The organism is Halanaerobium saccharolyticum subsp. saccharolyticum DSM 6643, assembly GCF_000350165.1.
GTDB lineage: Bacteria > Bacillota > Halanaerobiia > Halanaerobiales > Halanaerobiaceae > Halanaerobium > Halanaerobium saccharolyticum.
In genome coordinates, this window is sequence record NZ_CAUI01000021.1 from 118,522 (window position 1) to 141,758 (window position 23,237).

General features: G+C 35.1%; 26 protein-coding genes. All 26 read left to right on the forward strand.

Going from position 1 to position 23,237, the window contains the following annotated elements:
* Positions 1–64: 64 nt before the first annotated feature.
* The 26 genes from HSACCH_RS09030 to HSACCH_RS09155 all read left to right on the forward strand — a co-directional run bounded on the left by HSACCH_RS09030 (position 65) and on the right by HSACCH_RS09155 (position 23,221).
* Entirely contained in the window at positions 65–643 is a 579-nt protein-coding gene (locus tag HSACCH_RS09030) for a thymidine kinase (RefSeq protein WP_005489322.1), read from the forward strand.
* A 38-nt stretch (positions 644–681) separates the two neighbouring features.
* On the forward strand, positions 682–1,764 hold the full coding sequence (prfA, locus tag HSACCH_RS09035) for a peptide chain release factor 1 (RefSeq protein WP_005489323.1): 1,083 nt from the start codon (positions 682–684) through the stop codon (positions 1,762–1,764).
* Entirely contained in the window at positions 1,765–2,634 is an 870-nt protein-coding gene (prmC, locus tag HSACCH_RS09040; protein WP_005489325.1) for a peptide chain release factor N(5)-glutamine methyltransferase, read from the forward strand. It abuts the gene before it with no gap.
* A gap of 35 nt (positions 2,635–2,669) precedes the next feature.
* Positions 2,670–3,803 carry an L-threonylcarbamoyladenylate synthase gene (locus HSACCH_RS09045; protein WP_005489326.1) on the forward strand — a complete coding sequence of 378 codons (1,134 nt, stop codon included), beginning with the start codon at positions 2,670–2,672 and terminating at the stop codon, positions 3,801–3,803.
* Positions 3,790–4,287, forward strand: a complete 498-nt coding sequence (locus HSACCH_RS09050; RefSeq protein ID WP_084815755.1) for a low molecular weight protein arginine phosphatase — start codon at positions 3,790–3,792, stop codon at positions 4,285–4,287. The genes HSACCH_RS09045 and HSACCH_RS09050 overlap by 14 nt, the downstream gene beginning before the upstream one ends.
* A 25-nt stretch (positions 4,288–4,312) precedes the next feature.
* Positions 4,313–4,960, forward strand: coding sequence for a uracil phosphoribosyltransferase (gene upp, locus HSACCH_RS09055; protein ID WP_407635731.1), 648 nt, complete (start codon positions 4,313–4,315; stop codon positions 4,958–4,960).
* Between the two features lie 104 nt (positions 4,961–5,064).
* On the forward strand, positions 5,065–6,105 hold the full coding sequence (locus tag HSACCH_RS09060; RefSeq protein WP_005489329.1) for a glycosyltransferase family 4 protein: 1,041 nt from the start codon (positions 5,065–5,067) through the stop codon (positions 6,103–6,105).
* A gap of 146 nt (positions 6,106–6,251) precedes the next feature.
* Positions 6,252–6,473 (forward strand): AtpZ/AtpI family protein, encoded by a 222-nt coding sequence (locus HSACCH_RS09065; protein ID WP_005489330.1) that lies wholly within the window; start codon positions 6,252–6,254, stop codon positions 6,471–6,473.
* 100 nt (positions 6,474–6,573) lie between these two features.
* Complete coding sequence (atpB, locus tag HSACCH_RS09070; protein WP_005489331.1) at positions 6,574–7,233, forward strand: F0F1 ATP synthase subunit A; 660 nt, start codon at positions 6,574–6,576, stop codon at positions 7,231–7,233.
* A 21-nt stretch (positions 7,234–7,254) separates the two neighbouring features.
* On the forward strand, positions 7,255–7,512 hold the full coding sequence (gene atpE / locus HSACCH_RS09075) for an ATP synthase F0 subunit C (RefSeq protein WP_005489332.1): 258 nt from the start codon (positions 7,255–7,257) through the stop codon (positions 7,510–7,512).
* 87 nt (positions 7,513–7,599) lie between these two features.
* Positions 7,600–8,007 carry an ATP synthase subunit I gene (locus tag HSACCH_RS09080; RefSeq protein ID WP_005489333.1) on the forward strand — a complete coding sequence of 136 codons (408 nt, stop codon included), beginning with the start codon at positions 7,600–7,602 and terminating at the stop codon, positions 8,005–8,007.
* Positions 8,008–8,044: 37 nt separating this feature from the next.
* Positions 8,045–8,302 (forward strand): ATP synthase F0 subunit C, encoded by a 258-nt coding sequence (gene atpE, locus HSACCH_RS09085; protein WP_005489336.1) that lies wholly within the window; start codon positions 8,045–8,047, stop codon positions 8,300–8,302.
* Positions 8,303–8,417: 115 nt separating this feature from the next.
* Positions 8,418–8,918 carry a F0F1 ATP synthase subunit B gene (atpF, locus tag HSACCH_RS09090; RefSeq protein ID WP_005489337.1) on the forward strand — a complete coding sequence of 167 codons (501 nt, stop codon included), beginning with the start codon at positions 8,418–8,420 and terminating at the stop codon, positions 8,916–8,918.
* On the forward strand, positions 8,915–9,475 hold the full coding sequence (gene atpH, locus HSACCH_RS09095; RefSeq protein WP_005489341.1) for an ATP synthase F1 subunit delta: 561 nt from the start codon (positions 8,915–8,917) through the stop codon (positions 9,473–9,475). The genes atpF and atpH overlap by 4 nt, the downstream gene beginning before the upstream one ends.
* A gap of 1 nt (position 9,476) precedes the next feature.
* Complete coding sequence (gene atpA, locus HSACCH_RS09100; RefSeq protein ID WP_005489342.1) at positions 9,477–11,099, forward strand: F0F1 ATP synthase subunit alpha; 1,623 nt, start codon at positions 9,477–9,479, stop codon at positions 11,097–11,099.
* Positions 11,100–11,101: 2 nt separating this feature from the next.
* Positions 11,102–12,016 carry an ATP synthase F1 subunit gamma gene (atpG, locus tag HSACCH_RS09105; protein WP_005489343.1) on the forward strand — a complete coding sequence of 305 codons (915 nt, stop codon included), beginning with the start codon at positions 11,102–11,104 and terminating at the stop codon, positions 12,014–12,016.
* Positions 12,017–12,039: 23 nt separating this feature from the next.
* The gene (gene atpD / locus HSACCH_RS09110) at positions 12,040–13,452 is read left to right on the forward strand and encodes a F0F1 ATP synthase subunit beta (protein WP_005489344.1); all 1,413 of its coding nucleotides are present in this window, start codon (positions 12,040–12,042) and stop codon (positions 13,450–13,452) included.
* Positions 13,453–13,455: 3 nt separating this feature from the next.
* Positions 13,456–13,887, forward strand: coding sequence for a F0F1 ATP synthase subunit epsilon (locus tag HSACCH_RS09115; RefSeq protein ID WP_005489345.1), 432 nt, complete (start codon positions 13,456–13,458; stop codon positions 13,885–13,887).
* Between the two features lie 132 nt (positions 13,888–14,019).
* Positions 14,020–14,583 (forward strand): YueI family protein, encoded by a 564-nt coding sequence (locus tag HSACCH_RS09120; RefSeq protein WP_005489346.1) that lies wholly within the window; start codon positions 14,020–14,022, stop codon positions 14,581–14,583.
* Positions 14,584–14,657: 74 nt separating this feature from the next.
* Positions 14,658–15,908 (forward strand): UDP-N-acetylglucosamine 1-carboxyvinyltransferase, encoded by a 1,251-nt coding sequence (locus HSACCH_RS09125; protein WP_005489347.1) that lies wholly within the window; start codon positions 14,658–14,660, stop codon positions 15,906–15,908.
* Between the two features lie 82 nt (positions 15,909–15,990).
* Positions 15,991–16,944 (forward strand): 1-phosphofructokinase family hexose kinase, encoded by a 954-nt coding sequence (locus HSACCH_RS09130; RefSeq protein WP_005489348.1) that lies wholly within the window; start codon positions 15,991–15,993, stop codon positions 16,942–16,944.
* Positions 16,945–16,947: 3 nt separating this feature from the next.
* A complete protein-coding gene (locus tag HSACCH_RS09135) occupies positions 16,948–17,415 on the forward strand; it encodes a CBS domain-containing protein (protein ID WP_005489349.1) in 468 nt (155 codons plus the stop codon).
* A gap of 79 nt (positions 17,416–17,494) precedes the next feature.
* Complete coding sequence (locus HSACCH_RS09140; protein WP_005489351.1) at positions 17,495–18,778, forward strand: cation:proton antiporter; 1,284 nt, start codon at positions 17,495–17,497, stop codon at positions 18,776–18,778.
* A 77-nt stretch (positions 18,779–18,855) separates the two neighbouring features.
* Positions 18,856–20,142: a cation:proton antiporter gene (locus tag HSACCH_RS09145; protein WP_005489352.1), complete on the forward strand. Its 1,287-nt coding sequence runs from the start codon at positions 18,856–18,858 to the stop codon at positions 20,140–20,142.
* Positions 20,143–20,249: 107 nt separating this feature from the next.
* Positions 20,250–21,284 (forward strand): rod shape-determining protein, encoded by a 1,035-nt coding sequence (mreB, locus tag HSACCH_RS09150; RefSeq protein WP_005489353.1) that lies wholly within the window; start codon positions 20,250–20,252, stop codon positions 21,282–21,284.
* Between the two features lie 23 nt (positions 21,285–21,307).
* The gene (locus HSACCH_RS09155; protein WP_005489354.1) at positions 21,308–23,221 is read left to right on the forward strand and encodes a SpoIVB peptidase S55 domain-containing protein; all 1,914 of its coding nucleotides are present in this window, start codon (positions 21,308–21,310) and stop codon (positions 23,219–23,221) included.
* Positions 23,222–23,237 lie beyond the last annotated feature (16 nt).

The window sequence follows — 23,237 nt, forward strand, 5'->3', positions numbered from 1 at the left end:
AAATAGAAATTAATTTAATAATCTAATTAAAATAGATAAGCATTAAAATGACGAGGTGGAGTAATTGTATAAAATAACAAAAAGTGGCTGGTTAGAAGTGATTACTGGTCCAATGTACTGTGGAAAAAGCGAAGAGCTTATTCGAAGATTGAGAAGAGTAAAAATAGCTAAACAGAAAGTTAAAGTTTTCAAACCAGTTTTAGATAATCGTTACAGTAAAAAAGATGTTGTTTCTCACAGTGGAAACAGTATAGAAGCAGTGCCTGTAGATCATCCAGAAGAAATTTTAAAGAGAATTGATGCCAGTGTAGATGTTGTAGGTATTGATGAAGCTCAATTTTTTCATGAAGATTTAATTGAAATTTGTGAAGATCTGGCTGATAGAGGGAAAAGAGTTATTTTAGCAGGTTTAGATAGAGATTTTCGCAATCAGCCCTTTGGGCCAATGCCGGAATTGATGGCTAGAGCTGAATATGTTGATAAACTGCATGCTATTTGTATCCAGTGTGGAGAACCTGCAAGTAGAACTCAGCGATTAATTGATGGTGAGCCAGCTGCAGCAGATGATCCCGTCATTTTAGTTGGAGCAGCTGAGGTTTATGAAGCTCGCTGTAGAAGTTGTCATGCTATTAAAGAAGAATAATTTTATCAATTTTTAAGATAATATGAGGTGGAATATAAATGTTTGACGTAAATGATTTAGAAGCAAAACTAGATAAACTTGTAAAAAAATACAAAAAACTAAATTCTAAATTAAGTGATCCAGAGGTAATTAATGATAGCGCTAAATATCAAAAATTACTAAAAAAACATGCAAAATTAAAAAAAATTGTAGATAAATATAAGGAATATAAAGAAGCAAAAGCAGGAATCAAAGAAGCTGAAGAAATGATGGAGCTTGATGATGATCCAGAAATGCAGGCTTTATTTGAAGAAGAGATTGCAGAGTTAAAGCCTAAAAAAGAAAAAATACAAGAACAGCTGCCAGTTATGCTGTTGCCTGATGATCCCAATGATGAGAAAAATGTTATTGTAGAAATCAGAGCCGGTGCTGGTGGGGATGAAGCTGCACTTTTTGCAGCAGATTTATACAGAATGTATTCTCGTTATGCAGAAGGTAAAGGTTGGAAAGTAGAAATAATGAGTGCTAATGAGTCTGGAACTGGTGGATTCAAAGAAATTATTTTTACAATTGAAGGAACAGATATTTTTAAATATTTGAAATACGAAAGTGGAGTTCACCGGGTTCAGCGTGTCCCTTCAACTGAGTCTAGTGGTCGGATCCACACTTCAACAGCTACTGTGGCTGTTTTACCTGAGGCAGAAGAAGTAGATGTAGAAATAAATTCTAATGATTTAACAATTGATACTTTTAGATCCAGTGGGCCTGGTGGTCAGAGTGTAAATACAACTGACTCTGCTATTCGAATTACACATAATCCAACTGGTCTTACAGTTTCCTGTCAGGATGAAAAATCTCAGCATAAAAATAAATCAAAGGCAATGCGTATTTTGCGTGCCCGCCTGCAGGAGAAAAAAGAACAAGAAAAACAGAAGGAAAGAGCAGAAGCCCGCAAATCACAGGTAGGTACTGGTGACCGAAGCGAAAAAATTAGAACCTATAATTTTCCTCAGGGAAGAGTTAGTGATCATCGAATTAATCTGACCTTACATCAGCTTGATAAGATTTTAGACGGAGATCTTGACCCTATAGTTGAAGCCTTAATTGAGGAGGACAATGTCAAGAGATTGGAGAAGATCTAAATGAATATTAAAGAACTTCTTAACCGCAGTGACCAATTTCTGGCTGAAAGAGGGATCGAAAGTTCCCGGCTTGACGCAGAGGTTTTAATGGCGGATCTACTTGATATGGAAAGAATCAATCTTTATGTAAAATATGATTATCCGTTAAAGAATAATGAGATTGATAGTTATAGAGAGATGATCAAAAAAAGAGCTCAACGAATCCCGGTTGCTTATATTACTGAAAAAAAAGAATTTATGTCTTTAGAATTTAAAGTAAGAGAAGGGGTTTTAATTCCTCGTCCTGATACAGAAAATTTAGTAGAAGCAGTAATTGAATACTGCAGCCAGAATGAGATGGAGAGCCCCCAAATAATTGATGTTGGTACAGGGAGTGGAGCGATAGCAGTTAGCCTTGCTCATTATCTTGAGAATGCAAAAGTTGTGGGAGTAGATGTTTCTCCAACTGCTTTAAAAATTGCAAGCCATAATATGGAAAAACATGAATTAAGTGAAAGAATGAGTATTTTAAAAAGTGATTTATTAACTGAGTTTATAAAAAGAAAAATCACAGATATTGACATTATAGTCTCTAATCCACCTTATATTTCAAAGTCTGAAATGAAAGATTTGGATCCAGAAGTAAAAAAAGAACCCAAAACTGCTTTAGAAGCAGGAGAAGATGGTTTAGATTTCTATAAAAGTTTAATACCTCAATCTGAAAAAATTATCAAAAATGGTGGTAAAATATTTTTAGAAATAGGTTATCAGCAGGCAAAAGCTGTTAAAAATATTTTTGGGGATAATTGGACTGATGTTGAAGTTAAAAAAGATTATTCGGAAAATGATCGGATTGTTTCTGCAACTTTTAATAAAAAAGATCCTGAATAAAATATAACTGCAGCAGTTAAAATTGGGTGAAATAAATGCAATTTCAAACTAAAATTAAAGAAACCGAATACCATCATGATCTTAAACTAAACTCGATGAGTGACTTGATTAATGATTTAGAATTCATGAAAAAATTACAAAAAGATTCTGCAGTCATTGAGGCTGCAGAACTCTTAAAAAAAGGTGAAGTAGTAGGTCTGCCAACAGAAACAGTTTATGGCCTGGCAGCTGATGCTAAAAATCCAGCAGCTGTAAAAAAGATATTTAAGGCCAAAGGTCGACCGCAAGATAATCCTTTGATTGTACATATAGCAAAAAAATCACAACTTAAAGAATTAATCAGCCAAGATATTTCTGATAAAGCTGAGAAATTAATGTCTCAATTTTGGCCTGGACCCTTAACAATAATTTTCCCTAAAAATAGTAAGGTCCCTACTGAAACATCTGCTGGTTTAGATACTATTGCTGTTAGAATGCCCGCGCATCCTTTAATGCTGGCGGTGATAGAAAAATCAAAACTCGCCCTGGCAGCACCAAGTGCAAATACTTCGGGCTTTCCCAGTCCCACTAGAGCCCGTCATGTTTATAATGATTTAAAGGGGAAAATACCATTAATTCTTGATGGTGGATTCTGTCACTTTGGGGTAGAATCTACAGTTATTGATATTAGAGAAGATAAGGTTAAAGTTTTAAGGCCAGGCGGAATCAGCAGAGAAGAAATCGCTCAATTTTTAGGCGAAAAAGTAATTCTTGCCGCTGAATTAAAAGACAAAAAAGTGCTGTCTCCTGGAATGAAATATCGGCATTATGCTCCTCAAAAAAAAGTATTTATATTTAATTTTTCTGATAAACTTTCTGTTTTAAATCAAGCATTAAGCAAAGCTGATAGTAAAAAAATTGCTATTATAACTGCTAGAGAAAGTGAATTTAAAGTTGAAGATTTTTCTAATAAAAAAATAGAACTTTTAAAAGTGTTTAGTCACAAGCAACCAGAAGAGCTTGCTAAAAATCTTTTTGATTTGCTTAGAAAACTTGATAATGATGAAAGTATAGCTGAAATTTATATTGAAGAGCTTGACTCTGCAGGGATTGGTGAAGCAGTTATGAATAGAATTTATAAAGCAGCTACAGCGGAAAATTATTCTCAGCCGGGAGGTGGAAACAATTAAGAAAATTTTATTTGTTTGCACAGGAAATACGTGCAGGAGTCCTATGGCGGAGTATTTATTTAGAGATTTAATTAAAAAAAATGATGAATTTGAGTTGAAAGAGTGGGAAGTCTGTTCAGCCGGTATTTCAGCTGTTAAGGGGGCTGAAGTTAATGAAAAGGCAAAATCTGTAATGAAAGAAATTAAGATAGACATCACAGATCACAGCTCCCGTAATATAGATGAGGTTGAATTGAATCAAGTAGACTTGATTATTACTATGACCCGCAAACACAGTCGGGCTTTAATTTTGAAATATCCTGGTTTAGCTGATAAGATATCTACCTTAAAAGAATTAAGTCAGTTTGAATCCAACTCTAAAGATATTCAAGATCCGTTTGGGCTTTCTGAAGAAGTATATAGGAATACAAGAGATGAAATAGAAGCTAATTTAAAGAAATTATTAAAAAAAATGAAGAACATTCCGCTGATAGAGGAGGATTAAGCCTCTTTTGGTAGAATAATATAATATGAAGGGAGAAATAACTTTGAGTGAATTACATGTAATGGATCATCCGTTAATCAGACACAAAGTAGCAATAATGAGGGATAAAAATACTGGACCTAAAGAATTTAGAGAGCTTGCCGATGAGGTAGCAACTTTAATGGCTTATGAGGTAACAAGAGATCTGCCATTAGAAGATGTAGAAATTGAAACCCCGATCACCAAAGCTAAATTCAAAATGATTGCTGGTAAAAAAATGGGTATAGTACCTATTTTAAGAGCGGGACTAGGAATGCTGGATGGCGTTTTAAAACTTATTCCGGCTGCTCGTGTTGGCCATATTGGTTTATATCGAGATCCCGAAACTTTAGAAGCAGTAGAATATTATTGTAAGCTGCCAACTGATGTTGAAGAGCGAGATTTGTTGGTTGTGGATCCAATGTTGGCTACTGGTAATACAGCTATGGAAGCAATAAAATTCATTAAAGAAAGAAATCCACGCAGTATTAAATTTATGGCTTTAGTTGCTGCTCCCGAAGGAATTAAAAAGATTCAGGATGCACATCCTGACATTGATATTTGGACAGCTGCTTTAGATGAGAAATTAAATGATCATGCTTATATTGTCCCTGGTCTTGGTGATGCAGGAGATCGATTATACGGTACTAAGTAAATGTTTTGCTGCCGAGGACTTGCTAAATATTCAAAAATTATTGAACACAAATAAAGGGATTGTTTAAAAAACCGATATTATTAAACGTTAAGGAGGTGAGGTAAGTGTTCTATCTAGCTGCTTTTATAGTTGCTTTAATTTTATCTTTAATTATAACTCCAGTTATAATTAAGCTTGCGCATAAGCTGAATTTTGTTGATAAACCTGGAGATAGAAAAATAAACAGAAAAATTATAGCAACGGCAGGTGGTACAGCAATTTATCTCGCCTTTATGATTCCGTTAAGATTTTTTATACCCGCTAATCAGACAATTAAAGGGATTATCATTGGCGGTAGTTTTATGTTAATTTTAGGACTGCTGGATGATAAATTTGAAATATCTGCTCCGCTAAAATTTGGAGGACAGATAATTGGTGCATTGATTTTGATTTATTATGGTGTTAAAATTAACTTTATAACTAATCCATTTGGTGGTTTTATTTATTTAGGAATTTATACAATTCCTTTTACTGTTTTTTGGATTGTTAGTGTTATTAATACTATAAATTTAATTGATGGGCTTGATGGACTTGCGGCAGGGGTTTCAATAATTGCTGTTTTAACTCTTTTTGCAGTTGGCTTACAGGAAAATCAGATTGTGGCACCGATGCTTGCAATTTTGCTGGCGGGAAGCTGTTTGGGCTTTTTGAAATACAACTTTAATCCAGCTGAAATTTTTATGGGAGATACGGGCTCTATGTTTATTGGTTATATAATTGCTGCTGTATCTATTACAGGTGCTTTAAAAAGTGCAACAGCAGTGACGATTTTTGTGCCGATGCTGGCCCTGGCAATTCCTATTTTAGATACAACCTTTGCAATTGTTCGAAGAGTTTTTAATGACCGTCCAATTGGAGAGGCTGATCATGGTCATATTCATCATCGACTTTTGGCAATAGGTATGAATCAAAAGCAGGCTGTTATTTCAGTCTACATTATTAGTGTAATTCTGGGTACAATTGCTTTTGTTATTAATGGTATTAAATTTGACCATGCTTTAATTATTTTCATTGCTGTAATTTTAAGTGTTATTTATGGAGCTAAGAAGCTGGGCATCTTTTCTGTGGAACTGCCAAAAGAAGGTTGTTCACTGGAAGATAGTTAATTTTTTACAGAAAAATTATATTTTTAATAATTAAATAAATAATGTATTTTATTATTTGCTTTTTTAAAAAAGTTTGTTGTTAAATTCACAAATTTACTTGCAACTTTGTTTTTTATATAATAAAATATGAAAAGGATAAGGTAAAAATGGATAACAAAGATTGGCGTCAGATTATGCGAGGACTTTCTTTATTGACAGAAGTTGGTCTAATGATAGTTTCTGCTGCTGCAATTGGTTTTGGTTCTGGTTATTTAATAGACAATCTTTTAGGTTTTGATCTTTTATTTAAACTTAGTGGTTTAATTGTTGGTCTGGCAGCTGGTTTTTATTCAGTTTATAAGCTGCTTATCTCAACTTTTGATGATTAAATAAAATCTATTTTCTGATTATTTTATTTATTTGAACTGTTATTTTTACAATCCATTTAAACTCTTATTTAAAAATTATTTTAAGAGAGGAGGAAATATTTTGAATCCAGGTCCACAAATACAGTTTTATTTATTTGGCAATGAATTATTTCCAATAACCGATACCTTAATAGTTGGTTGGGTTTCTGTTGTTATTATTTTGCTTGGAGCTAAATATTTGACTTCACAATTAAGTGTTAGACCAAATGGCAAGCAAAATGTAGCAGAATTTATGGTAGAATTAATTTATAAACAGATAGAGCCAATGCTTCCGGGTGAGGGATGGAGATTTCTTCCTTTTATTGCAACAATATTTATTTATGTTGGAATTGGAAACCTGATTGGAGTTGTACCTGGTGTGACTAATCCGACTGGGGATTTGAACACAACACTTGGACTTGCGCTTGTAGTATTTTTAGTGGTTCAGTACGAAGGTATGAGAGAATACGGAGTTTGGGGTTATATTAAAGGCTTTGCGGAACCAGTAATTTTCTTGCTCCCTATTAATATAATTGGAGAACTAGCAAAACCGATTTCTCATTCATTCCGTCTTTTTGGAAATATTGTAGGTGGAGGTATTATTATTACTCTAATCTATCAGGCAGCACCTGCTTTAATACCAGTGCCATTACATGCTTGGTTTGGAGTTTTTGTAGGAGCAATTCAGGCTTTAATCTTTGGTATGGTTGCAATTGCCTATATTTCAGTTGCTAAGTCTTAACATTAAGAAAGGAGGCAAATTATGATTGAATTTACGCCTGAAGTAGTAAAAACAGTTATTACAACTGCTTCTTATATCGCCGCTGGAGCCGCAATGATGGCAGGTATGGGTCCGGGAATAGGTATGGGCTTTGCTGCTGGAAAAGCAACATCGGCCGTGAGAAGACAGCCTGAGGCTAGAGGTCCGATTATTACAACAATGTTATTGGGTCAGGTAATTTCAGCCTCAACAGGTATTTATTCACTGGTTATTGCTATCTTTTTAATTTATGGAATTTAAATTTTAATTAACTTTAAGTTAAACTTACTTTTGTTTTTAATACTTAAAGGAAGTAAAGACCAAATTTTAATGACTAAGGAGTAATAAATGAAAAACATTGATGATCCAAAGAAATTACAAAAAGAAATTCTGAAAATAACATACTTATTTTCGCTTTTTCCAATTGTTTCTTCATTGTTGGCTGGTGAATTCGATATTACTTTAGGATTTATATTTGGGCTTGTGATTGCTACACTTCTTTTAAGATTAAAATATAATAACATAATTAGGGCATTGAGTATGGAAGAAGAGTCAGCAGAGAAATTTATACGTAACAGATATTTTATAGAATATGCCCTCTATTTTGTAGTGCTTTTTAGTGCAGCTAGAAGTGTTAAATTAAACTTTCTTGCTGCAGCAGTAGGACTATTTATGATAAAATTTGTAGTCATACTGATGTCAATTGTTGATTTACTCAAGGATACTTTTCAAAGCAAATTTGATGAGTATAAATAAGACTTTTTGTTTTTAATATTGAAAGGAGGAAATTATAATGGTAGAATTCGCACCAGAAGTTATTGACACAGTTATTAGAGCCTCAGCTCTTTTAGGAGCAGGTTTTGCAATGATCGCAGGTATTGGTCCTGGTATTGGTCAGGGGTATGCTGCTGGTAAAGCTGTAGAATCTGTAGCCAGAGATCCAGAAGCTAGAGGTAACATTATTACAACTATGCTTTTAGGTCAGGCTGTTGCTGAGTCAACAGGTATTTATTCACTGGTTATTGCCATTGTTTTAATCTTTACAATATAGTAAAGTGTAGATTAAGTCGGGGGAGCAATCTCCTGACTTAATAGTACTTACTATATTTAGCGACTATTTTCCCATTTTATAATGGGTCATTATATTTCAGGAGGTGAATGTACTCTTGGTTAATATTAACACTACAATGTTATGGCAGTTACTTAACTTTTTTGTACTTCTTTATTTACTGCGCAAATTTCTTTATTCACCAATTAAAGAGATACTTGACAAAAGAGCAGCACAAATTAATGGTGATTTAGATGATGCTGAAGCTCGCAGAGAAGAGGCTAAAGAAATAAAGGCTGAATATGAGGAAAAACTGAAGAATGCTCATAGTGAAGCCCAAGAAATTGTTGATAACGCAGAAACTAGAGCCAATAAAAAGGCTAAAAATATAATAAATGAAGCAGAAGAAAAAGCTGAAAGTTTAAAGGCCAAGAAGTTAGAAGAAATTGAGCAGGCTAAAAAGGAAGCAGCAGCTGAACTTAGAGACAGCATTGCTGATTACACTGTTCTAGCAGCAAATAAACTAATCCGAGAGCAGTTAGACGAGAAAAAACATCAGCAGATGATTATGGACTTTATAGATGATTTAGATAAAGAGAAACTGGGTGAGCTGCAATGAGAAATGAAGTAGCTTCCAAATACAGTCGAGCTTTATTTGAGCTTGGAAAAGAACATGATAATCTTTTAGAACTAAAAGAAAATTTGAATGAATTCTGGCAGTTAACACTTGAAAATGAAGATTTAAATGAGCTTCTTTTTCATCAAAGAATTATACCAGAAGACAAGAAAAATACGTTAAATCAAATATTTGCTGAACAGATGGAAGAGGATATTTTGTACTTTCTTTTTATTTTAATTGATAAAAGAAGAGAATTCTTTTTAGAATCAATCATCAAAGAGTTTAACACTCTTGTTGATGATGCCGAAAGTATCCTACATGTAGAAGTCACATCAGCGGTAGAATTGAATGATTCTATTCTTGATAAATTAAAAGAAAAATTGGATTCACTATTAGATTATAATATACTGATCAAAAATAATGTTGATGAAGAAATCATTGCTGGTATTGTTCTAAAAATTGAAGACTATATTATTGACGGCAGTCTGCGCAATGAACTGAGTTCATTAAAGCAGAAGCTGAAGGCGATTCCAGTAAGTAAGTTAGGGGTGAATTAATTTGAAACTGAGACCTGAAGAAATAAGTTCTATTATAAAAAAAGAAATAGATAATTATGGACAAAAATTAGAATCCGTGGGTGTAGGTACTGTATTAGATGTTGGAGATGGTATCGCACATGTTTACGGACTTAAAGATGCTATGTCCGGAGAACTTCTAGAATTTCCTAATGAAGTATTCGGAATGGCTTTAAACCTTGAGGAAGATAATATCGGTGTTGTTTTACTCGGTGACGAAACATTAATTGCAGAAGGTGATGATGTAAAACGTACCGGTCGTGTTGTTGAGGTTCCTGTTGGAGAGGCTTTATTAGGTAGGGTTGTAAACCCACTTGGACAGCCACTTGATGGAAAAGGGGCAATTGATAGTGATACATATCGTCCTGTAGAATCTGAGGCGCCTGGTGTAGTTGAGCGTCAGCCTGTTGAAGTTCCATTACAGACAGGTTTAAAATCAATTGATGCAATGACTCCAATTGGTAGAGGTCAGCGTGAATTAATTATCGGTGACCGCCAGACTGGTAAAACAGCAATTGGTATTGATACAATTATTAATCAGAAGGATAATGATGTAATTTGTATTTATGTAGCTATTGGACAGAAAAACTCAACCGTAGCTCAACTTACAGAAAGATTAAGAGAAGAAGGAGCAATGGATTACACTATAGTGGTTTCTGCTACAGCAAGTGAGCCAGCTCCGATTAGATATATCGCACCTTATTCTGGTTGTGCGATGGGTGAGCATTTTATGTACGAAGATGATAGAGATGTATTAGTAGTTTATGATGATCTTTCCAAACATGCGGTGGCTTACCGTTCCATGTCACTTCTCTTAAGAAGACCACCTGGACGTGAAGCTTATCCTGGTGATGTGTTCTACTTACACTCTCGTTTATTAGAGCGTGCAGCTAAGTTAAATGATGATTTAGGTGGAGGTTCTTTAACTGCACTGCCGATCATTGAAACACAGGCTGGAGATGTTTCCGCTTTTATTCCTACCAACGTAATTTCTATCACTGATGGACAGATTTATCTGGAAAGTGAGTTATTCTTCTCAGGTGTAAGACCTGCTGTTAACGTAGGTATTTCTGTGTCTCGTGTTGGTGGTAATGCTCAGATAAAGGCAATGAAAGATGTTGCTGGTACTCTGCGTCTTGACTTATCTCAGTATCGTGAACTTGAGGCTTTCTCACAGTTCGGATCTGACCTTGATAAATCAACACAGCAGAAACTGGCCCGTGGTGAAAGAATTGTAGAGATTCTAAAACAGAATCAGTATTCGCCAATGCCGGTAGCAGAACAGATCATTATAATTTATACGGTAACTAATGGTCATTTAGATGATCTTCCAGTTGATAATTTACAGCGTTTTGAAGAAGAATATCTTAGCTTTGTAGACAACAACTATTCTGAAATCAAAGATGAGATTCTTGAATCTGGAAAATTATCTGATGAGCTTAAAGAAAAATTAGATAATATGGTTAAAGAGTTTAAAGAAATGTTCCAGGTTAAAGAAAATACTATTGTAGATATGGATTCTAATGAATCTGATGAATCAGCTGAAACTGAAGTTAATGATTCTAAGGGATCTGATACCGAAGCAGAGGAAGCTGAGGTGAAATAACAATGCAGAATATGCGAGATATTCAGCGGCGGATAGGTAGTGTTAAAAACACTCAAAAGATAACCAGAGCTATGAAAATGGTTGCATCCGCTAAACTGAAAAATGCTCAGGATAGAGCAGAAGATGCCAGACCTTATTTCAATAAAACAGTTGAAGTTTTGAGGGGAGTTTTTACAAGGACTAAAGAAAAAAACCACCCACTTTTAGCAGAAAGAGAAGGCGGCAGGCATTTAGTGATTGTTATTACAGCAGATAGAGGTCTCTGTGGAGCCTATAATCATAAGGTAATGGATATAGCTGAAGAAATTGTAGAAACGGAAGAAGAGGTTTCTTTGCTGGTTTTAGGCCGTAAGGCACGAGATTATTTCCGAAGACGTGAAGCGGATATAATGGCCGAATATGTTCAGCTTGATGATTATCCAGGTTATGGTTTTGCCAACAATATTGCTGATGAGATTATTCATCATTTTGAGGCAGAAGATGTTAATAAGGTATCTATGATTTATACTCATTTTAATTCTGCTATCAGTCAGACAGTTAAAAAGATGCAGCTTTTACCGGTAGAAGAATTTGCCGAGGAAGCAAAAAAAATTGAATCCGATGATGAGCAGCAGATGGATGCAGAGACAGCAGAAGAAGGCAGCGATACTAAAAAATATGTCGATTATATATTCGAACCTTCGCCAGCTGAAGTTTTTGATAACATTTTACCACAGTATTTAATTAATGTTATTTATTCAGCTCTTTTAGAGTCTAAAGCGAGTGAATTTGGTGCCAGAATGACTGCAATGGATTCTGCTACAGAAAATGCAAGTGAGATGATAGATGATTTAACACTTAAATATAATAGAGCTCGTCAGGCAGAAATTACTAAAGAAATCACAGAAATTGTTGGTGGAGCAGAGGCACTTAAATAAAGTTTTATAAAGGAGGAATTTGCGTGAGTGACCAGAACATAGGTAGAGTAGTTCAGGTTATTGGTCCGGTAGTTGATATAGAATTTCCGGATGGAAAATTACCAAAGGTTAAATATGCAGTTAAAATAGAGAATGAAGAAAAAGATATAGATTTAACCTGTGAAGTAATGCAGCAGCTCGGTGATGATAGAGTTCGTTCTGTTGCTATGTCCTCAACTGATGGATTAGTTAGAGGAATGGAAGCTGTTGATCAGGGTGCACCAATCAGCACACCTGTAGGTGAAGCTGTATTGGGAAGAGTATTTAATGTTTTAGGAGATACAATTGATAATCGTGGTGAGGTAGAAACAGATGAAAGAATGCCTATTCACCGTCCAGCTCCTAAATTTGAAGATTTAGAGTCTACAACAGAACTTTTCGAAACTGGTATTAAGGTTATTGACCTTTTAGCACCTTATACTCGTGGAGGTAAAGTAGGTCTTTTCGGTGGTGCTGGTGTTGGTAAAACAGTACTTATCCAGGAGCTAATAAATAATATTGCAACAGAGCATGGTGGTTATTCTGTATTCTCTGGTGTAGGAGAAAGAACTAGAGAAGGTAATGACCTCTGGCTTGAATTCCAGGAGGCAGACATTTTGGATAAAGTGGCCATGGTTTTTGGTCAGATGAATGAGCCGCCTGGAGCCCGGATGCGTGTTGGTCTTACAGGCTTAACAATGGCAGAGTATTTCCGTGATGAAGCTGGTCAGGATGTATTATTATTTATTGATAATATTTTCCGTTTTATCCAGGCTGGTTCTGAGGTATCTGCTCTTTTAGGTAGAATGCCTTCAGCTGTAGGTTATCAGCCAACTCTTGCATATGATGTTGGTACTTTACAGGAGAGAATTACTTCAACCAAGAAAGGTTCAATCACATCTGTACAGGCAGTATATGTACCTGCAGATGACCTGACTGACCCTGCTCCTGCAACCACATTTGCTCACTTAGATGCTACAACAGTACTTTCCAGAGATATTGTGGAAAAAGGAATTTATCCTGCTGTTGACCCACTTGATTCAACATCTAATATTCTTGATCCAAGAATCATTGGTGAAGAACATTATAATGTTGCGCGTGAGGTTCAGGAGATTTTACAGGAATACAAAGACTTACAGGATATTATCGCCATCTTAGGTATGGACGAATTATCTGAAGAAGATAAGATTGTAGTAAATAGAGCTCGTCGAATTGAGAGATTCTTATCTCAGCCATTCTTTGTTGCTGAGCAGTTTACAGGAACTCCTGGTCAGTATGTTGAACTGGATGACACAATTCGCGGTTTTAAAGGAATTTTAGAAGGGCGTTATGATGATCTACCAGAGGAAGCTTTTTATATGGTAGGTACAATCGAAGACGCAGTAGAAAAAGCTAAACAGCTGGAAGAAGGTGAGTAGCCAATGGCTGCTGCACCAAAAATTCAGTTAGATGTAGTAACTCCACAAAAATTGGCTTATAGTGAGCAGGTAGATTTGATTGAAGGACCTGCGATAGATGGCCTGATTGGTATTTTACCTGACCATGCACCTTTAGTAACTGCAATGAAGATTGGAGTTGTGCGAGTTGTTAAAGATGGTGAGGAAATCCAGATAGCAATTAGTGACGGCTTTATGGAAGTTCAGCCGGATCAGATTAATCTGGTTGTTAGAACAGCTGAACTGCCGGAAGAAATTGATATTGAAAGGGCTGAAGCTGCTCGAGAGAGAGCTGAAGAAAAGCTAGAAAAAGAGAAAGATAATGTTGATTTCGCTCGTGCGGAAGCAGCTTATGATCGTGCAAAGGCTCGCCTTAAGGCAGCTGGACATCATGATCACGGCTATGACCGCCTATAAAAACACAATAAATGAAATTAGATATAAAAAGGGACCCTGAGAAGGGTCCTTTTTTGCATTGATTTTAATAGCAAATGAAAGTTGCACATTACCTCTGCAAAGTGTTAAAATATTAGCAGGAGGGTATACTCTATGAAAAACAATAACGGAGAAAGTAAATTGGAGAAAACTGCTCGCGAGGGAGCTTTTGGATCTAAAGAGATAAAAAAAGGAGAAAAGAATAGATTTTTGGGTGAATTTGAAGAAAGGGTAATTGCTTATTTAACTGAAGACCAAATTAAAGAAAAGGCATTATATCCTGAAGTCAAAGGCGCTTTAAAAAATGACGAAGCATATAAATTGATTATTAGGGGAGATATTGCTAAAAATCATATTTCAAAATATATAGAATGGGCGCGAAAAGAAGGGGTTCGTTTTAATAGAAAAAACTCACCTGAATTCCGTGGAGATGTAGCTTTGGCAGTTGTTGGAAAAGATGCAGTATCACAACAATTTGGCAGGATTCCTGAGCGAGAAGAAAAGTTGCAAAAAAAGGGAGTATCTGATAAAATTATAAAGAATGCAGGCTCTTTGCTCTGCAGTGATTGTTGGAAGGAATTAATGGACAAAGCGCCGGAAGAAAAAATTAATTATAAAAAAGCTGGCATATTTGATAAAATAACAGGTACAAGCTGTATAGGCTGCCAAAAAAAATAATTGTCATTACTATGATAAAATTTGACTGAAGCGGCCTTTAAAGGCGTGATTTATTTAGAAAGGGGCTTTTAGAGGTGGACAAGTATATTATTCAAGGTTTGAATCCACTTGAAGGAGAAATTAAAGTTGGAGGATCAAAAAATGCGGCATTACCAATTATAGCTGCATCACTACTTGCTGATTCTGGAGTAGTTTTAGAAGATATTCCAAGACTTAGAGATGTAACAAATTTATGTAGTATAATTGAAGAAATGGGTGCAAAAGTTAAGCGGGATCGGAATCGTATAGAAATTGATCCCACTGCAGTTTCCAAAACAGAGGCAGATCATGAGCTAGCTAGAAAATTACGGGCTTCATATTATATTTTAGGCGTAATGCTTGCTAAATCAGGACATGCCAGAACAACATTACCTGGCGGTTGTAATATCGGTAATCGGCCTATTGACCTTCATTTGAAGGGCTTTAGAGCTTTAGGTGCAGAAGTTAATCTGGACCATGGAGTTGTGGATGTTAAGGCTGATAATTTAACCGGAGCAGAAATTTATCTGGACTATCCAAGTGTTGGGGCAACGATCAATATTATGATTGCTGCCAGCAGAGCAGAAGGAAAAACAGTGATTGAAAATGCTGCTCGTGAACCTGAAATTGTAGATTTAGCGAACTTCCTGACCGTTATGGGAGCTAAAATTAAAGGTGTAGGTACAGATATAATAAAAATTGAAGGTGTAGATGAGATGCATGGAGTTGAGCATCGTATTATACCTGATAGAATTGAAGCTGGTACATATATGATAGCATCTGCTATTACTGCTGGAGATGTTTTTGTGCGTAATGTCTTGACTGAACACGTAAAACCATTAATTGCAAAGATGCATGAGATGGGTATTACTGTTGAAGAAGATATTGCAGGAGTTAGAGTCAAAGCAAGCAAAAATTTGAAATCTGTTGATGTTAAAACTTTACCATATCCTGGTTTTCCTACAGATATGCAGTCTCAAATGATGGCTTTACTAACTCAAACTGATGAAACAAGTTTAATTATTGAAACAGTTTGGGAGAATCGATTTATGCATGTAGATGAATTGAAAAGAATGGGAGCAGATATAAAAATTGATGGACACAGTGCCCTCATCAAACCTGGGCGCCTGAGTGGTGCCGAAGTAAGAGCTACAGATTTGAGAGCAGGAGCTGCACTTATTCTGGCAGGATTGGCTGCTGAAGGGCAAACAGAAGTAAAAGATATTTATCATGTTGAGCGAGGTTATGAAAATATAGAAAAGAGGCTCCGGGGAGTTGGAGCATCAATAAATAAAGTATCTGAGTAAATAAAACCTGCCGCTGATATTTCAGCGGTTTTCTGTTTTGAAATCAATTTGAGTTTTTCAATAAAACAAGGTGGTGAAGAAAATGATTACAACAGTTACATTAAACCCTGCAATTGACCGCGAATATTTTGTAGATAAAAATGAGGTTATGAAAAATCAATTTATTTATAGTGAAGAAGATTTAAAGGTTTATCCTGGTGGTAAAGGTTTAATTAGTGCAATTAACTTTAAATCACTCGGTTATGAAGATGTACAAAATATTGGTTTTGTTGGTGGTAAGCAGGGGTTGTTTTTTGAAAAAATGGTTCAAAAACATGATATTATCAGTAATTATATCCCTGTAGAAAGTGAAATAAGAAATAATGTTAAGGTGATTGGTAAAGATCCTGCAACTTATACTCAATACAATGACTATACATTTAGAGTCGAAAAAGAAGAAGTAGAAGAATTAATAAAACGTTTTAAAAGATCAATCTCAGAAAGTGAATGCATTTTAATTTCAGGTTCAGTTCCAGCTGGGGTGGATTTTGATATTTATCAACGCTTAATAAAAATTTCCAAAGATCTTGGAAAAAAAGTATTTCTTCAGGCAAGTGGTGAGGCTTTAAAATTGGCTTTAGCATCAGAGCCGGATATTGTAGCTCCTTACTTTAAACATCACAAATCAATTCTAGATATTGAGATGAACGAAAAAGAAGATTATATTAAAGCTGGAAAGAAGATGCAGGAAATGGGTGCCAAAAGAGTTATGATACCTTTCCACTGTGACCGGATACTCTTTGATGAAAATGGTGATGTTTATCAATTGTCTCCAACCGGATATTGCATTATTAATTGGTTAGGCGCAAGTGATGCCTACAATACTGCCTTTTTAGATTACACTTTTCAAACAGATGACTTTGATTTTATAGAAGCAAATCTCAGGGGTGGATCAGCAGCTTTATGGATTGCAGAAAACAAAGAAGTTTATTTAACTAGTAGAGAAGAATATAGTTGTTGTTTAGATAGATTAGAAATTAATAAGCTGGAGGTGTAAAGATTGAGTATTGTAAGAGATTACATGATTAGAACAATGAATTCAGTTACTCCAGATGATAGTATTCGCAAGGCTATAATCTTAATGTATAGATCCGAACATTCGGTCTTACCGGTGGTTGATAATCAAAATAAAATGGTGGGTACAATTTATAGTAATAATATTCTAAAAAATATTATTCCAGAAAGTTTTGGTTTTTTAGACAGCAGCCGTCTTTTTTATGAAGTAAATGAAGCTGTAGAAAATTTAAAGTATGTTAAAGATGAAAAGGTAGAAAAATATATGTCTCGGAACCGAGATGCAGTTAAAGAAAACAGTGATATGAAAAAGATAGCTGATATTATGCTAAATAATAAAGAGTCAATGCTTTTTGTTGTTAATGATGAGAACTATTTAAGGGGCTTTATTGAAAGATCTAATCTACTGCATTACTTATTAGATGAGGCAGAGAATAAAGATGATGAAAAATAAAATATTCTTTGTTTAATAGACTTATAATAATGGATTTATAAGTTTATAAGAAAAATTAAATTAAAAAGGGATGAAATTTATGAATGATATAGTATCTTTTTCAGCACATGATGTTGAGAAATGGATGAGTTTAAATAATATTGCTAACAAAGAACTTTATTTAATTTCTTTTTTACTACTTTTTGCTTTTTTAGTAGTTTTATTAGCTAAAAGATATAGAATTCCAATAGTTGTTGGCTATGTATTTTTAGGTATTATATTAAGTCCTGATATAATATCAATTATTCCTGCAATAGACCAGGAAATGTCTAGAATGTATACTTTTATTTTATCCAATTTAGATTATGTAACTAATATTGCCCTTGCCTTCATTGCCTTTACAATTGGTAGTGAGCTTTCAATAAAAACTATCAAAAGGCTTGGAAAAAGTATATTTTCGATAGCAATTATGGAATCTGCTGCGGCTTTTTTAGTGGTTGCTTCAGCGGTTTATCTTATTGGACGTCCACTTTATATGGCTCTTTTATTTGGGGCAATTGCTTCTGCTACCGCTCCCGCTGCAACAGTAATGGTTTTAAAAGAATATAATGCAGAAGGTCCATTAACTTCAACAATTATGGCGGTTGTTGGCCTTGATGATGCTTTTGCTTTAATTATTTTTTCTTTAATTAACCCGATTGCTTATTCGCAGTATCAAGGTGGAGGCACAATCAACTTATCAGAAATCATTGTTGTGCCCTTAATCGAAATTTTCGGGGCAATAATTTTAGGGTTATTTTTTGGTTACATAACTCAATATCTATTAATCAAATTTAGTGAAAAAACTCGTAAAATATTAACTATTGTTACAGCAATTACTTTAAGTTCTGCTCTTTCGATTTACTTTGGCTTTTCAGCATTAATAGCAAATATGTCTGTTGGTTTTGCAGTTCGTAACTTTGCTAAAAAGAATTTGGAAATTTCAGAGGAAATGGACACACTAACAGTACCACTTTATGCAATGTTTTTTATAATAGCAGGTACAGAAATCAGATTTTCAGAGATGGGTTCCCTTAGTTTTCTGCTGATAGCATTTGTTTATTTAACTGCGCGTATCATCGGTAAGGTGGGGGGGTCAACTCTAGCAGCGAGATTTTCTGGAGCCCCGGAATCAGTACAAAAATACATTGGACTTGGACTTTTACCTCAGAGTGGGGTAGCTATTGCTTTGGCCTATTCAGTCCAAAAACAGTATGTTCAAGATACTCAGGTTGGGCTTTTGATTTTTAACACTTTGCTGCTTACTGCAGCGATAACTGAAGTTTTTGGTCCCTTAATGACAAAATACGCTGTCATTCAGTCCGGAGAAGGAAAAATGGATTAGCTGATCTAGCTTTCACACAAAGATCACAATTATTTTAATTTTATTTTAAGATTGATAGTTTATAATGGGGTGTGAGAATGGAAAACAATGTAGAAGCGGCAATTGAGCTTGAACAACTACAGCATTGGTTTCATATCAATGAGCTGCAGACTAGAGCAATTTATTTAATTGCGTTTTTTCTCGTACTGGCGATGCTGGCGATAATATTTTCTAAAAAATACAGTTTACCAATTGTAGTAGGTTATGTTTTATTTGGGATAGTAATCAGTCCAGATATTTTAAATTTAATTCCATTTTTGGAAAGTGAATTTCACAGTTGGTATGAGTTTTTAATTATAAAACTAGACTATATTACTCAAATTGCACTAGCTTTTATAGTTTTTACAATTGGTAGTGAACTTTCATTAAGAACTTTTAAAAGGCTTGGTAAAAGTATATATATTATAACTATTTTTGAAGCTCTTGGAGGGGCTATAATTTCAGCTTTAGCCGTCTATATAATTGGAGCCCCAATTTATATGGCACTTCTTTTGGGTGCTATTGCTGCAGCTTCAGCTCCCGCTTCAACAATAATGGTTTTAAAAGAATATAATGCGGAAGGACCTCTCAGTTCGACTTTGATGGCGGTAGTAGGTTTAGATAATACCTTATCCCTAATTCTTTTTGCTCTGATCAGTCCAGTTGCTATGATGTTTATTGGCGCAGGAGAAGCTTTGTCGATTCAGCTGCTTTTGGTTCCAATGGTAGAAATTTCAGCAGCCATAATAATTGGATTATTGATTGGATATTTAACTCAGCATTATATCAGTATGGTAGATGATAAAACTAAAAAAGTTGTAGCAATTTTGACTTCGGTAGTCTTAAGTTCAGCTTTGAGCTTAGTTTTTGGATTATCATCCTTAATTGCTAATTTAGCACTCGGCTTTGCAATCAGGAACTTTGCTGAAAAGAATCTTGATATTTCAGAATATCTAGACACTTTAACAATACCATTATATGCAATGTTCTTTATTTTTGCTGGTGCAGAAATCAGGTTTTCGCAGATGGGATCTTCAGTTTTTTTAATTACAGCTTTTGTTTTTTTAGTATCAAGAATTATTGGTAAATATGGAGGTGCAATGTTAGCAGGCCAGTTTTTTGATGTATCTCCTGTAGTAAAGAAATATATTGGTCTTGGTTTGTTTCCTCAGGGTGGAGTTGCTATAGCTCTAGCTTTTTCAGTTCAAAAACAGTTTACAGTAGTTTCAGATGTTTCTTTAATGATATTCAATATGGTAATTTTAACAGCAGCTTTGACTGAGATTTTTGGTCCTTTATTTACAAAAGCAGCAGTTATAAAATCCGGAGAAGCCGAAAAGCGTTAAAGTTGTCAACAGAGGATTGTAGTACTGTTCTTTTTAGAAAAATTACATTAAAAGGATGTTAAAATTACTGATGATTTAAAAAGTAATTAACAGAGGGGAGTAATCTATTGAATATATTAAATAAATTCAGCAAAAAAATTGCGATTGACCTTGGAACAGCAACAGTAATCATTTATGAAAGTGGTAAAGGAATTGTTTTGCAGGAACCTTCCTTTGTTGCTTTAGACTCAAAATCAAATAAGATAATTGCCGTTGGCGAAGAAGCTCGAAGAATGTTAGGGAGGACTCCAGCCAATATAAAGGTGGTTCGCCCATTAAAAGATGGAGTAATAGCAGATTTTGAAGTTGCAGAAATGATGCTCAAAAGTTTTTTGAAAAAAGTAGGAGTTAAAAGTAGATTTATCAAGCCGCAAATAATGGTCTGTATTCCAGTAGGAGTTACAGGTGTGGAAAGTAGAGCAGTTTTAGAAGCAGCTGTCCAGGTTGGTGCTCGCAAAGCCTATCTGATTGAAGAACCTATAGCAGCAGCAATTGGAGCTGGTCTTGGGATTGAGAAGGCCGAAGGGAATATGGTTATTGATATCGGAGGTGGGACTACAGAAATTGCAGTTCTTTCTCTGGGTGGAATTGTAGTTGGCGAGTCAATCAGAGTTGGTGGCGATAAGTTTGATGAAGCCCTAGTACGTTATGTCCGAGAAAATTATAATTTGGTTATTGGTGAGTCTACTGCCGAAGAGATCAAAATAAATATAGGCAGTGCAGATCCAAATTTCTCAGCTAAATTTGAAGTAAAGGGAAGAGATTTAATGACAGGTTTACCCCGACATATCGAGTTATCGGCTGAAGAAACAAATAAGGCTTTTAAAGAATTATTGGATAATATAGCACATGCTGCTCGAAGAGTATTGGAGCAAACACCTCCAGAATTATCAGCTGATATAGTAGAAAAAGGAATTATTTTAACAGGTGGTGGTTCTCTGCTTGCAGGAATTGATAAATTCCTCAGCAAAGAGACAGAGGTTGGAGTTTTCGTTAGTGATGATCCTTTAACCTGTGTTGCAGAAGGGACTGGCCAGGCTTTAAATGAATTAGATAAAATTTCAAATGTTTTAAGTACAGGAAATCAGGGCGTTTTTTCTTAAAAGTAACTGGAGAGTGATTAAAGTTGGATAAAAATATAAGGAAAATTTTATTATACATTTTAATAGCATTAGTTTTTATTAATATTCCAGTACTTGCTGCAGAAGATACTATGCCTTTAGATGAAGTAGAAGCTGGAATGACAGGCTATGGTAAAACTGTTTTTTCCGGCACTAAAATAGAAAAATTTGATGTTGAAATTATTGATGTGCTGGATAACCGCAGCCTAGATGAAAACTTAATCTTAATTAAGTTAACAGGAGCAAAAGTCGAAGAATTTGGTGGTATTGCAGCTGGGATGAGCGGAAGTCCGATTTATATTAATGATCTTCTTATTGGAGCAATAGGCTATGGTTGGAATAATAGTGACCATCGTTATGGGCTGGTAACTCCAATTGGAAGAATGCTTAAACTTTTAGAACAAAATAATAAAAAAGAAAAAAGTAATAGTATTAGTGAGATGGAGATTGATATCGAAAAATTTACTCCAGGAGAAAATATCATAAGAAGTTCAAGTCCAATAATGGTTAGTGGAATTAATGGACGGGCTTTGAATAGATTAGAAAAAACCCTTTCTGAACTTAATCTGGAAGTAATTCCATCTTCAGGAATCAGAGAAGAGGATAAAAGTCTAAAAGAACCAGAACCAGGGGAAGCGGTTGCAGTACAATTGGTCAGAGGTGATATTAGTGTTGCTTCTATCGGTACTCTAACCTATATTGATAACGGCCAATTTTTAGCTTTTGGTCACCCATTTACCAATAGAGGTGATGTAAATTATCTTTTAAGTCGAGCTAACATTAGCGCTGTTATACCAAGTTCAGAACAACCCTTTAAATTAGGTTCACCCTACCATAGGTTGCTAGGTTCAGTAACTCAGGATAGAGGTGCTGGGATTGCAGGTAGAATGAACAGTTATCCGCGAATCACTCCTTTATATATATCTATTTCTGAAAATGGGGAGCTGCTGAAAGAGGTTAGTCTGCAGATAATTAATGATGAATATTTATTTTCTTCTCTTTCTAATAGTGCTGCTTTACAGGCAGTTGATTCTGCTCTGGATAGAATTGGTCCGGGGTCAGCCGAATCAAAAGTTAAGATTATGGGCAGAGGTCTGCCTGAGCTGCAGATAGAGTCGAGCAATATGTATTACAGTCAAAGTGATATTGGTAGTATGGCACTTAATGATTTTTCCCGGCTTTTGGATTTAATTTTAACAAACCCGTTTAAAGAAATAAATTTAATCGATATTAGATTGGAATTGGATTTTCAGAAAAAAGATAGTGTAGCTTTAATTCAGGAAGCAAAAGTTTTAAATGAGGAAATTTATCCCGGAGATCAGCTGGAGGTAGAGCTTACTTTACACCGCTATCGGAATGGAACTGAAACCAAAACACTGAATATGAAAGTTCCAGAAGATGCAGAGCCAGGAATAGCGACCTTATTTATCGACGGTGGTTATACTGGAGAAACAGTTAGACCAGAGGATACAGCCCCCATGCAAAGTCAGGGCGGTTTAAATGAAGCTGAAATATCCGGACATAAAAGTTTTGAATCAATTTTAAATGCTTATCTTGAGTCACCAGACAATAATGATCTTATCTTACAGCTTTATCCTTCATATGCAGCTCCGGTTTATCAAGAAAGTAGTGAAACACCACCGAATGCTGCTGAAGATAATCAAGAACAGGGTGATGAAGAAGGGGAGAAAAACCCTGCAGAAAACAGAAATATTAATCCAGCTGAGCCTGAGGTTGAAGAAATAAAAGAAAGATATAGCACTGAATATGTTTTAGAAGGGAGTTTGAATCTTGATTTAGAAATACTTAGCCCGGATCAAAAACAAACAGCTGCAGATTCGGAAGCTAAAAGTTTAGAATCAGAATCCAGTTCGGAACCAGAGAATGATATGGGATCCGAAAATGGCAAAGATCATTAATTAAAGACAAAGAGTT

What these genes read in the sequence shown, in the direction of transcription:
- HSACCH_RS09065 (WP_005489330.1), top strand. Translation starts at nt 6,252, where the DNA reads ATGGATAACAAAGATTGGCGTCAGATTATGCGAGGACTTTCTTTATTG.
- atpH (WP_005489341.1), top strand. Translation starts at nt 8,915, where the DNA reads ATGAGAAATGAAGTAGCTTCCAAATACAGTCGAGCTTTATTTGAGCTT.
- HSACCH_RS09115 (WP_005489345.1), top strand. Translation starts at nt 13,456, where the DNA reads ATGGCTGCTGCACCAAAAATTCAGTTAGATGTAGTAACTCCACAAAAA.
- prmC (WP_005489325.1), top strand. Translation starts at nt 1,765, where the DNA reads ATGAATATTAAAGAACTTCTTAACCGCAGTGACCAATTTCTGGCTGAA.
- atpG (WP_005489343.1), top strand. Translation starts at nt 11,102, where the DNA reads ATGCAGAATATGCGAGATATTCAGCGGCGGATAGGTAGTGTTAAAAAC.
- atpE (WP_005489336.1), top strand. Translation starts at nt 8,045, where the DNA reads ATGGTAGAATTCGCACCAGAAGTTATTGACACAGTTATTAGAGCCTCA.
- HSACCH_RS09145 (WP_005489352.1), top strand. Translation starts at nt 18,856, where the DNA reads ATGGAAAACAATGTAGAAGCGGCAATTGAGCTTGAACAACTACAGCAT.
- HSACCH_RS09130 (WP_005489348.1), top strand. Translation starts at nt 15,991, where the DNA reads ATGATTACAACAGTTACATTAAACCCTGCAATTGACCGCGAATATTTT.
- upp (WP_407635731.1), top strand. Translation starts at nt 4,313, where the DNA reads ATGAAGGGAGAAATAACTTTGAGTGAATTACATGTAATGGATCATCCG.
- prfA (WP_005489323.1), top strand. Translation starts at nt 682, where the DNA reads ATGTTTGACGTAAATGATTTAGAAGCAAAACTAGATAAACTTGTAAAA.
- HSACCH_RS09140 (WP_005489351.1), top strand. Translation starts at nt 17,495, where the DNA reads ATGAATGATATAGTATCTTTTTCAGCACATGATGTTGAGAAATGGATG.
- atpE (WP_005489332.1), top strand. Translation starts at nt 7,255, where the DNA reads ATGATTGAATTTACGCCTGAAGTAGTAAAAACAGTTATTACAACTGCT.
- HSACCH_RS09080 (WP_005489333.1), top strand. Translation starts at nt 7,600, where the DNA reads ATGAAAAACATTGATGATCCAAAGAAATTACAAAAAGAAATTCTGAAA.
- HSACCH_RS09120 (WP_005489346.1), top strand. Translation starts at nt 14,020, where the DNA reads ATGAAAAACAATAACGGAGAAAGTAAATTGGAGAAAACTGCTCGCGAG.
- HSACCH_RS09045 (WP_005489326.1), top strand. Translation starts at nt 2,670, where the DNA reads ATGCAATTTCAAACTAAAATTAAAGAAACCGAATACCATCATGATCTT.